The 14,019-nt window shown below is 75.3% G+C and carries 11 protein-coding genes; 4 read left to right on the top strand and 7 right to left on the bottom strand.

Translation table 11 applies throughout. The features are described 5' to 3' along the window. Positions 1–43 precede the first annotated feature (43 nt). A complete protein-coding gene (locus tag ACWD4P_RS10165) occupies positions 44–1,255 on the bottom strand; it encodes a sensor histidine kinase (protein ID WP_449779291.1) in 1,212 nt (403 codons plus the stop codon). Positions 1,256–1,415: 160 nt separating this feature from the next. Between ACWD4P_RS10165 and ACWD4P_RS10160 the strand changes: the two genes are divergently transcribed. Together ACWD4P_RS10160 and ACWD4P_RS10155 are read left to right on the top strand one after the other, a co-directional pair. Continuing rightward, a complete protein-coding gene (locus ACWD4P_RS10160; RefSeq protein WP_449779290.1) occupies positions 1,416–2,018 on the top strand; it encodes a hypothetical protein in 603 nt (200 codons plus the stop codon). Positions 2,019–2,233: 215 nt separating this feature from the next. Further along, the gene (locus ACWD4P_RS10155; RefSeq protein WP_449779289.1) at positions 2,234–3,028 is read left to right on the top strand and encodes a (2Fe-2S)-binding protein; all 795 of its coding nucleotides are present in this window, start codon (positions 2,234–2,236) and stop codon (positions 3,026–3,028) included. 18 nt (positions 3,029–3,046) lie between these two features. Here the strand turns inward: ACWD4P_RS10155 and ACWD4P_RS10150 are convergent, their stop codons facing one another. Then, a complete protein-coding gene (locus ACWD4P_RS10150; protein WP_449779288.1) occupies positions 3,047–3,847 on the bottom strand; it encodes a FadR/GntR family transcriptional regulator in 801 nt (266 codons plus the stop codon). A gap of 275 nt (positions 3,848–4,122) precedes the next feature. On the opposite strand from ACWD4P_RS10150, the gene ACWD4P_RS10145 reads away from it, so the two are divergent. After that, positions 4,123–5,679 (top strand): APC family permease, encoded by a 1,557-nt coding sequence (locus ACWD4P_RS10145; RefSeq protein WP_449779287.1) that lies wholly within the window; start codon positions 4,123–4,125, stop codon positions 5,677–5,679. After that, positions 5,676–6,905: a CaiB/BaiF CoA transferase family protein gene (locus tag ACWD4P_RS10140; protein WP_449779286.1), complete on the top strand. Its 1,230-nt coding sequence runs from the start codon at positions 5,676–5,678 to the stop codon at positions 6,903–6,905. The genes ACWD4P_RS10145 and ACWD4P_RS10140 overlap by 4 nt, the downstream gene beginning before the upstream one ends. 133 nt (positions 6,906–7,038) lie before the next feature. Here ACWD4P_RS10140 and ACWD4P_RS10135 read toward each other — a convergent pair whose 3' ends face one another. The 5 genes from ACWD4P_RS10135 to ACWD4P_RS10115 all read right to left on the bottom strand — a co-directional run bounded on the left by ACWD4P_RS10135 (position 7,039) and on the right by ACWD4P_RS10115 (position 13,822). Continuing rightward, positions 7,039–8,091, bottom strand: coding sequence for an ABC transporter permease (locus ACWD4P_RS10135; RefSeq protein WP_359823082.1), 1,053 nt, complete (start codon positions 8,089–8,091; stop codon positions 7,039–7,041). 206 nt (positions 8,092–8,297) lie between these two features. Further along, positions 8,298–9,902: an alpha-amylase family glycosyl hydrolase gene (locus tag ACWD4P_RS10130; RefSeq protein ID WP_449779285.1), complete on the bottom strand. Its 1,605-nt coding sequence runs from the start codon at positions 9,900–9,902 to the stop codon at positions 8,298–8,300. A 199-nt stretch (positions 9,903–10,101) separates the two neighbouring features. Then, positions 10,102–10,818: a bifunctional 4-hydroxy-2-oxoglutarate aldolase/2-dehydro-3-deoxy-phosphogluconate aldolase gene (locus ACWD4P_RS10125; protein WP_449779284.1), complete on the bottom strand. Its 717-nt coding sequence runs from the start codon at positions 10,816–10,818 to the stop codon at positions 10,102–10,104. Continuing rightward, positions 10,815–12,389 carry an N-acyl-D-amino-acid deacylase family protein gene (locus ACWD4P_RS10120; RefSeq protein WP_449779283.1) on the bottom strand — a complete coding sequence of 525 codons (1,575 nt, stop codon included), beginning with the start codon at positions 12,387–12,389 and terminating at the stop codon, positions 10,815–10,817. Before ACWD4P_RS10120 ends, ACWD4P_RS10125 begins: the two co-directional genes overlap by 4 nt. A 128-nt stretch (positions 12,390–12,517) precedes the next feature. Continuing rightward, positions 12,518–13,822, bottom strand: coding sequence for an amino acid deaminase (locus ACWD4P_RS10115; RefSeq protein ID WP_449779282.1), 1,305 nt, complete (start codon positions 13,820–13,822; stop codon positions 12,518–12,520). Between the last annotated feature and the right edge of the window lie 197 nt (positions 13,823–14,019).

The raw sequence follows: 14,019 nt of genomic DNA, 5'->3' as shown, positions 1-14,019 counted from the left end.
GCCCGCTCCACCCCGCCTCAGCGCCCGGCCCCAGCACCCCGCCTCAGCGCCCCGGCAGGGAGCAGCTGACCCGCCAGCCCGCGGCCGCGCCCGGGCCGGCGGTCAGCGAGCCCCCGTGGGCGGCCGCCCGGGCGGTGAGTCCCGCCAGTCCGGTGCCACCGGCGCCGGGCCGGCGGCGCAGCAGCGGCCCGCGGGCGGGACCGCCCTCGTCGGTGACGGTCAGCTCGACGCCGCCGTCCGCGCCGGGGGCCACTCGGACGGTGACCTCACCGGCCTGCGGGGCGTGCCGGCGGATGTTGGTGAGGGCCTCCAGGACGACGGCGTACGCGGTCGCCTCGGCCTCGGCGGAGAGCCGGCCGGCGGTGCCGGGCGCCAGGTCGACGGTGGCGCGCACGGCACCGGTGGTCCCGAAGCGTGCGACCAGCTCGGGGAGGTCGGCCAGGCCCAACCGGCGCGTGGTCGCCGTGGCGGCCCGCTCCTCCGGTCCGGGCCCGCCGGCCGGCCCGCTCGGCTCGCGCAGGGCGCCGACCATCTCGTCCATCGAGTCCAGTGCCCGCAGCCCCGCCTCCTCCAGGCGCCGCAGCAGCTCGGTGGTCTCCTCGGCGTCCTGGCCCGGGAGTCGGCCGGCCTGGGCCTCCAACACGATGCCGGTGATCTCGTGGGCGACGAAGTCGTGCAGCCCCCGGGCCACCTCCAGCCGCTGTTCGCGCCGGGCCGCGTCGACCGCCCGCTCCCGTCGGACGTCCAGGACGCGCAGGTAGAGCGCCGCCCCCGCGACGCCGAGCAGCGGCAGCAGCGAGAGCACCACCCCGACCACCGCCGCGGTCACGCCGCTCTGCGGTGTCCGCAGGACGAACCGCAGCGGCAGCAGCACCGCCGCGAGCCCGACCAGTGCGCCGACCGCGCCGGCCTGCCGGTCCGGCAGCCGGCGGACCACCCGGAACATCAGCCCCAGCAGGGCCGTCCATTCGAAGGGCAGCCAGAACGCGGGCAGCCGGTACGGGCCCGGGTAGAGCGCGTCGACCAGCAGCGAGGCCCCGGCCGCCGCCCCGGCGGCCGCGACGAGCGGGATCCGCCCGACGGGCCACGGCGCCAGCGCGACCACCGCGACGACCACCGCCGTCAGGGCGAGCAGCGCGGCCGACCCGCGAGCGCCCGGATGCGCCATCAGGACGGGCGCCGACAGCGCGAGCGCGGAGACGGCGGCGAACACCCGGCGGGCCCGGGGCGAGCGGGATCTGGCTTCGGTACGCACACCGCCGAGCCTAAGGGCAGCTCTCCCGGGGGACACGGGCTCCTCCTCGGGAGGGATCGGTCCGCCGTCAACTCCCCTCCGCAGCGGGAGGAACGGCGGCCCGGGCCGGAGCAGACTCGGTGCCGCCGGAACAACCGCACCGAGGGAGAGACCGACCGCCATGAACCGACGCCTCGCCACCGCCGCAGCCGCCTGCCTCCTGCTGGCCGCGACCGCCGCCGCACCGGCTGCCGCCGCCGTCCCCGTCCCCGCCGCCGCACCGGCCGTCGCGGCCCCCGCCGCGCCCACGGCCGCCGCGGAACCTTCCGCCGCCGCGGGCGACTTCGGGCCGGTGAGCGTGCACGGCACCGGCGACACCGTCCTCACCTCCGCGTTCCAGGGGTTCGAGGGCGACCCGGTGCGGATCTCGGTGGACGCCCGCACCGCCACCAACACCGATCCGCGCGCCACCGCCGGCCACTTCCACGTCCGCCACGTGCACACCGACGGCCGACTGGTCGCCGACTTCGAGGGGGACATCACCTGCCTGGCCGTCGGCGGCCGGGAGGCGATCGCCACCGGGGTGATCACCAAGGGCGAGGCGCCGTGGTTCCCGGGCCTGGAGCTGACCGGCCAGAAGGTCTCGCTCTCGGTGGAGGACACCGGCCGGCGCGGGGACAGGATGGGCTGGGTCTGGGGCGTGTTCGGCCAGCCGGTGTCGGACTGCCAGGGCACGGTACCGTTCATCCGCACGACCAGTGGTGACTTCTCCGTGCGCGGCTGACACCCGGCCGACCGGGCCTGCCGGGGACCGTCCGGCGACGAACCGGCGACGGACCCGGCCACGAACCGGCGACGGGCGGGCACGGGTGGGCGGCGAGCGGGGCCGCACACCACCACCCGAACGCCCGCAGACCCGGAGGCCCCGTTGCCCCTCGACCGACCGACCACCCCGACACCAGCGGGCGCGGGGTTCAACGACCGCACAGGGGAGGGCCGTTGAACCCCGCGCCGACCAGCCCACCGCCCGACTACGCCCGACTCGCCGCCGTCGGGCCGTACTTCGCGCTGGGCACCTCGCCCGCCGGGCGGCCCCCGGAGGGCTTCCGCCCGCTGGCCGAGCTGTACGGCACCGGGCCGGACGCGCCGCTGGCGGCGCGGCTGCGGGTGGTGGCACGGCGGCTCGGCACCGGTGAACCCCGGGTCGCCGCCTCGATCCTGCACCTGGGGCTGGCCGCCCGCTTCTGGTCCGTGGGGCTGGGCTCGGCCGTCCTGCTGGGGACGGTCCCGACCCTGGAGGACGCCTGGATGCGGATCCCGGACCAGGGCCCGCTCGACCTGTGGACCCCGCCGGAGCCCGCCCGCACGGATCCCATCCGCACAGAGCCCGCCCGCGCAGAGTCCGCCCGGCCGGAGCCCGCCCGGCCGGACGCCGCCACGCTCGCCGACCGACTCCACGAGACCGTCCTGCTGGGCCAGTTGGAGCCGCTGGCCGCAACCGTCCGGGCCGCCGCCCCGCTCTCCCCGCGCCTGCTGCTCGGCAACGCCGCCTCCGCGCTCGCCGAGACGCTGCGAGTGCTGGACGCCCACGCGCCGGGCGCCGCGCGGCCCCTGGTGGCGGAGCTGCTGGACCGTGAACCGCTCGCCGGTTCGGGCACCCTGCACACCGGTCCGTACGGCACGGCGTTCCGGCGGAACAGCTGCTGCCTCTACTACCGGGTGGGTCCGGGTGCCGGGCTCTGCGGGGACTGCTGCTTCAGCACGCCGCCCAGCCGCGGAAGGCGCGCCGGGTAATACCTTCACACCTGAAGGTCATGTCGGCTCGCCGTCGGCCCGTCCGACCGCCGGGTCCGCGAGCGGCCCGCCGCCGTCCGCCAACTCCAGGTGCTGCCGGACGAGATGGCGCACACAGGCCACCGTGTGCGACTCGGCCGCGGCCCGGGCCCCGGCCGCGTCACCGGCCAGCACGGCGACCAGGATCTCCCGGTGCTGCTCAGCGAAGCGCTCCCGGTCCGGCCCGTACGGGGCGGGCAGCCAGAGCAGCGGGCCGAGCTCGGCCTGCAGCCGGACGGCGAGCCGGGCGAGCCGCACCGACTGGGCGGCGACGGCGAGTTCGATGTGGAAGCGGGCGTCGGCCCGGCACTGCTCGGCGGTCCCGGTGGCGTCGCGCAGGTCGTGCACCAGCCGGGTGAGCCTCGGGCCGAGGTCGGCCTGGGCGCGTTCGGCGGCCAGCCGGGCGGCGGTGCCGAAGACGGCCAGTTCCTCGTCGCCGAGGTCGCGCAGGTCGGCGGCGGCGAGGTCGCGCAGCCGGGCGAGCCGCAGGCGTTCGGAGCCCTCGGCGGGGGTGCGGACGAAGCTTCCGCCGTTGCGGCCGCGCCGGGTCTCGACCAGTCCGGCTTCGCGGAGCAGGGCGAGGGCCTCGCGGACGGTGCCGTTGGCGACGCCGAGCCGGTCGGAGAGGTCGTTCTCGCTGGGCAGTTGGTCCCCGTCGGCGACCAGCCCGAGGGCGATGGCCTCGGCGATCCGGCGGGCCACCGCATCGGCGCGCCCGTGGTCGGCGAGTGGCGCGAGGACGGCGCTGAGCAGCGGGGTCGTCCTGCCGATGGTGGTCACGCGGACCCTCCTCGATCGCCGCCTCGGACCAGTCCCCGGGCAGATCCCCGGGCCGGTCCCCGCCTCCGGACCAGTCCCCGGACCGGTCCCCCGGCTCCGGGTGGGGAGTCCGCTTCGGATCCCCCTCCGACCGGATGTTTCCCGCAGGGTACCCCCCGGTCGAGCGCGCACCCTTGCCGCTGGAAACCCAAGCTCGTATGTTTTCCCGCAGCCCCGGCCCGAGCAGCACCCCGTAGCGCTCCCCACGCATCACGACACGTTCCCAGGAGCAGGTCATGACCGATGCCAGTGCCCGTGCCACCGTCCGCTCCCCCGACCCGGACGCCGAACGGCTGGCCGCCCTCGGGTACACCTCCGAGTTCAAACGCGACATGAGCCTGTGGGCGAACTTCTCCCTCGGCTTCACCTACCTCTCCCCCGTCGTCGGCGTGTACACCCTCTTCGCCTCCTCCCTCCGGACCGCCGGGCCGCCGATGGTCTGGAGCTTCCTGATCGCGGGCCTGGGCCAGCTGCTGGTGGCACTGGTGTTCAGCGAGGTGGTCGCCCAGTTCCCGGTGGCCGGCGGGGTGTACCCGTGGGCGCGCCGGCTCTGGGGCCGCACCTGGGGCTGGCTGACCGGCTGGGTCTACCTGCTGGCGCTGATGTCCACCATCGCCGCCGTCTCCTACGGCGCCGGACCGTACGTGGCCGCCCTGCTGGGCGTCGAGCCGAGCACCGCGACGACCGTCTGGTGCGCGCTGGGCCTGCTGGCGCTCGCCACCGTGATCAACCTGGGCGGCACCCGGGTGCTGTCGGCGGCGGCCATGTTCGGCTTCGCCGCCGAGCTGCTCGGTGCCCTCGCGGTGGGCGCCTGGCTGCTGCTGACGCACCGCTACCACGGCCTCGGCGTGCTCTTCGACCGGTTCGGCGCGGGCGGTGACGGCGACTACACCGACGCCTTCCTGGCCGCCGGGCTGATCGCGGTCTTCCTCTTCTTCGGTTTCGAGGCCTGCGGCGACGTCGCCGAGGAGGTGCCCGACCCGGGTCGACAGATCCCCAAGTCGATGCGGCGCACCATCTATGTCGGCGGCGCGGCGGCCATCGGGGTCAGCCTGGCCCTGGTGATGTCGATCCAGGACATCGGCGCGGTGGTCTCCGGCGACGACACGGACCCGGTGGCGAAGGTGCTGCACGACGCCTTCGGGGCGGCCGGCGCCCGGGTGGTGATCGGCGTGGTACTGATCTCCTTCCTGTCCTGCGTGCTGAGCCTGCAGGCGGCGGCGAGCCGGCTCGCGTACTCCTTCGCCCGGGACCGGATGATCGTGGGCAGCCGGCTGCTGGCCACCGTCTCGGGCCGGCTGCGGGTGCCGCCGTACGCGCTGCTGCTCGCCGCCGCGCTGCCCGGAGTGATCATCGTGGGTGCCTCGACGCTCTCCGAGGGAGCCCTCACGAAGATCATCTCCTTCTCCAGCATCGGCATCTACCTCGCGTTCCAGATGGTGGTGCTGGCCGCCCTGCGGGCCCGGCTGCGCGGCTGGCGCCCGAGCGGGGACTTCCGGCTCGGCCGCTGGGGCCTGGCGGTGAACGTCGGCGCGCTGGTCTACGGCGTCGCCGCGATCGTCAACATCTGCTGGGGCCGCACCCCGGACGCCGCCTGGTACGACAACTACCTGGTGCTGCTGTCGGCCGTGGTCGTGCTCGCGGCCGGCGGCCTCTACCTCCTGCTGGCCCGCCCCCACCTGCGCGGCGACGCCCCCTCCGGCGACGCGACGGCCGGACCCGCCCCGGCCGCGGCGGCCGGCACGCCCGGCAGCATGCCCGACGCATCCGGGACGCCCGGGGGCCGGGCATGAGCGGGATCCCGCTGGACGGCGTCCTGGTCGCCGACTTCGGCCGGGTCCTCGCCGCGCCGTACCTGACCATGCTGCTGGCCGACCTCGGCGCCGACGTGATCAAGGTCGAGCAGCCCGGCACCGGCGACGACACCCGCGCCTGGGGGCCGCCGCACGCCCAGGGCGAGGCCACCTACTTCCTCTCCGTCAACCGCAACAAGCGCTCCGTCACCCTCGACCTGCGCGACCCGGCCGACCACGCCCGCGCCGTCGAACTCGTCCGCCGCGCCGACGTCCTGGTGGAGAACTTCCGCCCCGGCACGATGGCCCGCCACGGCCTCGGCCCGGACCGCGCCCAGGCCCTCAACCCGCGGCTGGTCTACTGCTCGATCACCGGCTTCGGCTCCGGCAAGGGCGCCGAACTGCCCGGCTACGACCTGCTGGTGCAGGCCGTCGGCGGCCTGATGTCGGTGACCGGCCCGGCCCCCGGCGAACCGGTGAAGACCGGCGTCGCCCTGGTGGACGTGCTGACCGGGCTGCACGCGGCGGTCGGCGTGCTCGCCGCGCTGCGCGAGCGCGAGGCCACCGGCCGGGGCCAGCTGGTGGAACTGAACCTGCTCTCCACGCTGCTCTCCGGCCTGGTCAACCAGTCCGCCGGCTACACCCTGGCCGGCGCCGTGCCGGGCATCCTCGGCAACCGCCACCCGTCCATCGCCCCGTACGAGGTGTTCACCGCCGCCGACCGCCCGCTGGTCGTCGCGGTCGGCAACGACCGGCAGTTCGCCGCGCTCTGCCGGGGCGTGGGCGCCCCCGAACTGGCCGCCGACCCGCGTTTCGCCACCAACTCCGACCGGGTCGCGCACGTGACCGAGCTGGCCCGCGAACTCACCGCCCGGCTCGAACGCCGCACCGCCGCCGAGTGGTTCGCGCTCCTCACCCCGCTCGGGGTGCCCTGCGGCCCGGTCAACGACCTGGCCGAGGCCTTCGGCCTCGCCGACTCGCTCGGCCTGCACCCCCGGGCGCCGCTGCCCGGCCCGGACGGCCACCCGCTGGACCTGGTCGCCAACCCGATCGGCCTCTCCCGCACCCCGCCCCGCTACCACCTGCCCCCGCCGCGGCTCGGCGAGCACACCGCCGAGCTGACCGCCTGGCTGGACGCCCCGCCCGAGCGGCACCGGGACGGCACGGACGACGGGGGCACGGACGACGGGGGCCCGAGTGCCTCCGACCCCGGGCACCGCCCCTGAGCACCGCGCACACCACCGGTCCGGCAACGCGCCGAGGCCCGCGTCCGGCTTGTCCAGAGCCGGGCGCGGGCCTCCGATCCCCACCTACGGTGCCGATGCCCGTGGCACCGGGTGAAGCTCCTCCGGGGCGCGGTCAGACCGCGACCGCTTCCTCCATCTCCTCCTCGGCCTCCTCCGGCGTCTCCGCCGGGCGGCGTCCGCGGCCCTCGTACATCGCCGCGGCCACCAGGGCCGCCCCGCCGAGCAGCAGCCAGACCAGCAGGGTCACCACGTGCCCGCCGAGGCCCGCGCCGCCGTCGAAGTACAGGATGCTGCGCGCGCCCTCCAGGAAGCCGGCGCCGGTCCAGAAGCCGTGCAGACCGCCGAAGAACCCGTTCTGCAGCTCGGGCCGGTAGACGCCGCCGGAGGAGGTGAAGTTCAGCATCACGAACAGCACCATCAGGGCCAGCGTGGTCCACTTCTTCAGGAAGCTGTGCAGGCCGATGCCGATCAGCACGACGCCCGCGGAGTAGAGCCAGCCGAGCGCCCAGATCGCCGCCTGGTCGTGGTCGACCACGTGGAAGACCGGTCCGGCGGTGACGATGCCGATCACACTGACCGCCAGCGAGACGGCCACTCCGACCAGCGCCCGGACCGCCATGCTCAGCCCCGCACCGGCGGCGCCGATCACCGCGACACTGGCGTAGGAGCCTATGCTCAGCGCGACCAGCAGGAAGAACAGGCCCTGTCCGGTCGGGTCGCCCTCGGCCGGGGTGGTCAGGTCGGTGACGTGCAGCGGCACGCCCTGCTGGTCGGTGACGTTGGTGAACACCGCCGTCGCGGCCACCACCGAGGTGTCCGAGTTCCCCTTGGCGACGATCAGTTCGGGGCTCCTGGCGTCCGGCACGAAGGCGCCGACCAGGTCCCGGTCGCGCAGCTGCTGCTCGGCGGCGGCCCGGTCGTCCACGGTCCGGACGTCGAGCGCGTCCCCGGCCTTGCCCTGGATCGCCTGCGCCAGGCCGTGCGCCTGCGGCGTGGTGCCGACCACGGCCACCTCGAGGTGGTGCGGCTCGGGCTGGTGGAAGGCGCCCTGGTAGGCGAGCGCCATGCCCAGGCACATCAGCAGCGGGGTGATCAGGTGGACGGCCAGGTGTTTGAGCGAGTGCCCCAGGGTGGGCGCCGCGGCAGGGTTCCGGGGTGTGCTCATGGTGTTCGTACCGTCCTCCGGTGGTGTCTCTCGATGATCAAGAAGGTGGTAAATGCAACCAATGAGGGTGGCAAATGCAACCATCTATGGATGTAGCTTACAACTGTCCGACACCGATCGGAAGCCGAGCCCCGCGGGCGACCCCGCGCGGCCCGCTCCCCCGCCACTCCTCGACGCCCCCGATCGACGCCCCCCGCACCCCGCGCTCAGCCCAGGTCGAACACCCCGTACGAGAACCCGTCCGCCCGCAGCTCCCCGTCCGACACCCGCACACCCTGGACCTCGAGCGGCCGGACGCCCCGCGTCCGCCACGCACCCTCCGGCAGGCCCGCCGCCGGCACCGAGGCCGGCTCCCGGCGCGGGTTGACCGCCACCAGGTACCGCCCGGCCCGGGTGTACACCAGCGGGTAGCCGGCGCCGTGGACCTCCACCCCGCCGGCCGCGCCCAGCCCCGGGTGCGCCCGGCGCAGCGCGATCAGCCGCCGGACGGTGTGCAGCAGCGAGGTCGGGTCGGCGCGCTGGGAGAGCACGTCCGGACGGTGCAGGTCCGGGTCCACCGGCAGGTAGAGCCGCTCGGGCGGGGCGCTGGAGAACCCGGCGCTCGGGCCGGGCGTCCACTGCATCGGGGTGCGGGAGCCGGCCCGGTTGAACCGCGGACCGAGGACGCTGCCCTCCGTGTCGGGCAGTCCCGGCAAGTAGCGCATGCCGATCTCGTCGCCGTAGTAGACGGCGGGGAGGGTGGGCCAGGTGAGCAGGAAGGCGAAGGCGGAGGCGAGTTGCTCCGCGGTGCGCGGGCCGGTGGCCAGCCGGGAGAAGTCGTGGTTGGCGGTGGGCAGCACGATGTGCCCGCTGCCCTCGGTGAGTTCGGCGGCGGAGCGCCAGGCGTCCAGGAAGGGCCGCGGGGTGCCCCGGCCCTCGGCCTCGAAGAAGCAGGACTCCTGGTGCCAGAACTCCTCGACCGTCCCGCCGTTGTTGTTCCACAGGGACCGCAGCGGCAGGCCGTCGTCCTCCCCGCCGAAGTGCAGGAAGAAGTCCGCGTGGAAGCCGGCCGCGACGGCGGCGGCCGGGTCGCCCCACTCCGCGAGCAGGGCGGCCTCGGGGTGGGCGCGGTCCAACCAGTCGCGCAGCTCGGTCCAGAGCTTCGCCGTCTCCACCGTGCCCGGGTCCTCCTTGACCAGCGAGTACGCCATGTCCACCCGGAAGCCGGACACTCCGAGAGCGAGCCAGTGGGCCATGATCCCGCGCAGGGCCGCCCGGTTGGCGCGCGGGCCGTCCGCGTCCACCGGCTGCCGCCAGGGCTCCCGCGGATCGGTGCGCGCGTAGCCGAAGTTGAGCGCCGGCTGGCAGTCGAAGAAGTTCGGCCGGTACCAGCCGGGGCGGCCGCCGGGCGAGGCGACGAAGCCGTCCACCGGGCGGTCGGACCAGATGTACCGGTGGTCCGCCGGGTCCTCGGCGGAGGCCAGGAACCAGGGGTGGCGGTCGGAGGTGTGCCCGGCCACCAGGTCCAGCAGGATCCGGATGCCCCGGCGGCGGGCGGCCTCGACCAGCGCCGCCAGGCCCTCCGTGCTGCCGTAGCGCGGCGCCGGGGTGAGGTAGTCGGTGACGTCGTACCCGGCGTCGCGGAACGGCGAGGCGAAACAGGGGTTGAGCCAGACGGTGTCGACGCCGAGCCAGGCGAGGTGGTCCAGGTGCTCGGCGATGCCGGCGAAGTCGCCGATGCCGTCGCCGTCGGAGTCGGCGAAGCTCTGCGGGTAGATCTGGTACAGCACGGCGGTGGCGAGCCACTCGGGGCCGGGGCGGGTCGAGGTCATGGGCGGTTCCTCCTGCCGGGTCCGGAGCCCGGGCCGGGCCCGGCGGGAAGCCGGGTCCGGGGCCCGGGCGGGAGCTGAGCCGGGACGGGCTCGGCCGGGGCCGAGCCGGGTGCCCCCGATTCTCGTCCGATCCCGGCCGTCCCGACAGCCCGCCTCGCCCCGCCTTCACGGGGCCCGCACCCCGCGGCGGGAGCACCCCTTACGGGACCGTCCTCGCACAGGCCGCCGTGAACGCCCGGGCCCGCCGGGTGATCTCCGCCCAGTCCCCCGCCGCGACGGCGTCCGGCGGCACCACGTCCGTCCCCGCGCAGACCGCGAGCGCGCCGTGCGCCAGGAACTCGGCGGCGTTGCCCGCGTTCACCCCGCCGGAGGCCACCAGCGGCACGTCCGGGTACGGGCCGCGCAGGTCCTTGAAGTAGCCGGGGCCGAACGACCGGGCCGGGAAGATCTTGACGGCGGCGGCGCCGAGGTCCACCGCGTGGGCGACCTCGGTCGGGGTGAGCGCCCCGAGCACCACCGGCACCTCCGCGTCGGCCGCCGCCTCGGCCACCTCGGGACGGCAGCCGGGGGTGACCAGGAAGGAGGCGCCCGCCCCGACCCCGAGCCGCGCCTGTTCGGCGGTCAGCACCGTGCCGACGCCGACCCGCCAGCCGGCCTTCGACGCCCGGAGCAGATGATCCGTCACATTCGGTGTGGTGTAGGTGAATTCGGTCAGATTGATGCCGCCCTCGGCGAGCGCGGCACAGAGTGCGGCGGCGTCCGGGATCCGGGGGGCGCGGACCACCGCGATGACCGGTTCGTCGCGCAGCACGGAGGGACCGCGCCGGCCTGAGAGGCCGGTCGGGCCGGTCCGGCCGTTCGGGTCGGTCGGGTCGGTCGGGTCGGAGGGATCGGTCGGAGCGGAGAGCTCGGTCATATGGCCAGGGTTCCTCGGTCGGTTCGACGCAGGGCGCGGCCGGGACGGGCGCCCGTGGTGCGGCCCTGCCGGACGACGGCGGTGCCGTTGACGTACACGTACTCGATGCCCTCGGCGGGCAGCCGGGGGTGCTCGAAGGTGGCGGCGTCCCGGACCTTCCCGGGGTCGAGCAGCACCAGGTCGGCGTGGTGGCCGGGGGCGATCCGGCCGCGCCGGTCAAGCCCCAGCCGGGCGGCGGGTCGGCCGGTCATCCGGGCGATCGTCTCCTCCAGCGTCAGTACCCCCAACTCCCGGCTGTAGTGGCCGAGGTAGCGCGGGAAGGTGCCCCAGGCGCGCGGGTGCGGCCGGGCGCCGACCAGCAGTCCGTCGCTGCCGACGGTGTGCGCGCGGTGGCGCATGATCGCGCGGACGTTCTCCTCGTGCCCGACGTGCTGGAGGATCGTGGTGGCCAACTCGTCCCGGCGCAGCAGGTCCAGGAACACCTCGGTGCCGGTCCGCCGCTCCTCGGCGGCCAGTTCGGCGACGGTGCGGCCGACCGCCCCGGCGAGCGAGTCCGAGCGGACGCCGGAGATCTGGATGGTCGTCCAGTCGGTGACCACGCCGTGGCAGCCGTCGCTGCCCTTCTCCTCCACCTCGTAGCGGATCCGCGCGCACTGCGCCGGGTCGCCGAGCCGCGCCAGGGTCGCGGCCGGTCCGCCCTCGGTGGCCCAACTCGGCAGCAGGGCGGCCAGGGTGGTGGAGCCGGGCAGGTAGGGGTAGCTGTCCAGGGTGAGGTCGACGCCGTCGGCGAGCGCCCGGTCGAGGAGTGCCAGCAGTTCACCGGCCCGGCCCCGGTTCACCCCGAAGTTCATCGTGGCGTGGGTCAGGTGCAGCGCGCAGCCGCTCTGCCGGGCGATCTCCACCATCTCCGCGTAGCCCTCCAACGCACCTTCGCCGTACGAGCGTTGGTGCGGCGCGTGGAAGCCGCCGTAGGCCGCGACGACGGTGCACAGCTCGACCAGCTCGGCGGTGTCCGCGTACATCCCGGGGGTGTAGCTGAGGCCGCTGGACATGCCGACCGCACCGTCCAGCAGGCTCTTCGCCAGCACCTGCCGCATCCGGTCGAGTTCGGCCGGGGCGGGTCGGCGGTCGGCCCATCCCATGACGAGCATCCGCAGCGTGCCGTGCGGGACGAGGTAGCAGGCGTTGACGGCCACACCGGTGCGGTCGATCCGGTCCAGGTAGTCGGCGACGCTCCGCCAGTCCCAGTCGAAACCGTCCGGATCGCCGTTCCAGCCCGCGAGTTGGCGGCGCAGCGCGGGCAGCGTGACGTCGTCCACCGGGGCGTAGGACAGGCCGTCCTGGCCGAGCACCTCGCAGGTGACGCCCTGGGTGACCTTGGCCGGGTGCTCGGGTTCGAGCAGCAGCGCGAGGTCGGAGTGGGCGTGCATGTCGATGAAGCCGGGGGCCAGTACCAGCCCGTCGGCGTCCACCACCTCGGGCGCGTCGAGGCCCTCGCCGATCTCGGCGATCAGGCCGTCGGCGATCCGGACGTCCGCCCGGTAGCGCTCCGCACCGGTGCCGTCCACCACGGTGGCACCGCGGAAGACCGTGGCACCGTGGAGGACCGTCCCGCCCCTGCGGGCCCTCCGGCCGGGGGCCGTCCCCCCGGCGGGTCCGCCGACGGCCTGCCCCCCGGGGGCCGCTCTCTCCCCGGGCATCAGAAGAACGTCCTGACCAGGCCGGTGACCTTCGGCTCCGCCGCGTCCGCGGAGTCCAGCACCGGGATCGCTGTCCACTTGTCGAAGGCCGTGCACGGGTGCGAGACGCCCAGCCGCAGCACCGCGCCGATCGGCGCGAGGTCGCCCGCGTCCCGCAGGAAGGCGTGCTGGTCGTTGAGCGCGGTGATCCGGGCCGCCGTGCCGGTCAGCTCGGCTCCGCCGCGCACCCGCTGCGGCTCGGGCAGGCCCTCGTCGAAGGGCAGGTCGCGCTTGCCGACGTCGAGCAGCGCGAGCTGTGGCTCGGGCCGGGAGACCACCCGGCCCCAGCCGTGCAGCGCGCCGCGGAAGGGGGCCTGCCCGCCGTCCCGGGCCAGCGGCGAGATGCCCCGGTAGAAGCCGTCGTCGTGGGCGATGTACGCGCCCGAGCGCAGCACCACGAACGCCTCCGGCAGGTCGGCGAGTTCCTCGACCACCAGGTCGAAGTAGGCGCTGCCGCCGGCCGAGACCACGGGCCGGGTGCCGTCCGGGTAGGCGCTCGCCAGGCGTCCGTGCAGCGTTCCGAGCTCGCGCAGGTAGTCGCGGACGGCGGCCAGTCCGTCGGCCGAGGCGTCATGGGCGAGCGCGCCCTCGTACCCGCCGACGCCCGCCAGGCGCAGGGTGGGGGCGCGCAGCACGGCGGCGGCGATCTCGACGGCGGCGTCGAGGCCGCGGGCGCCGGTGCGCCCGCCGGGTCCGCCGAGCTCGACCAGCACCTCGACCGGCCGCTCGGCGCCCGCGGCGCGGAGTGCCTCGTCCATCAGCCGCACGCTCTCGACGGAGTCGACCCAGGAGAGCAGGGCGAAGTCGGGGTCGACGGCGAGCTCGTCGGCGAGCCAGGCCAGTCCGGCCGGGTCGAGCAGGGTGTTGGCGAGCAGGATGCGCTGCACCCCGAAGGCCCGAGCGACCCGCACCTGGGGCAGGTTGGCGAGGGTGATGCCGTGGCTTCCGGCGTCGAGCTGCGCCTGCCAGAGGGCGGGTGCCATGGTGGTCTTGCCGTGCGGGGCGAGCGCGACGCCCGCCTTGGCGCACCAGTCGGCCATGGTGCGGACGTTGTGGTCGAGGGCGGCGCCGTCCAGGGTGAGCAGCGGGGTGCCGAGCGAGGAGAGGGTGGGGCCGGTGGCGAGCCACTCCCGGGTGCTGCGGCCCCACGACTGCGGCGGAGCGGCCTTGAACCGCCAGTCGAGCGGCTCGTCGGCCAGGGCGGCCACCGCTCCGCGGGCGATGCCCGGCCCGGTGCCGCTGCTTGAGAAGGTCTGCTCCACCATGTTCCTCCATCCGCACAGGTTGCAACATGTGCAACGAGGGTTGCACATGCTGGCAACACGGTTCTAGCATCGGCGCCGGATCACGGTCAACGGACCTGACTCCCGGTCAACGGGGTCGACTCCCGTTCAGCGCTCGCCGACGAGGCGGCGCTGACGTGCGGGGAGTCGACCCGGTGGGCCCGCTCTCGACGGAACGG

It is taken from the genome of Kitasatospora sp. NPDC002543 (assembly GCF_053594915.1).
This window is presented reverse-complemented; position numbering and strand designations above follow the sequence as displayed.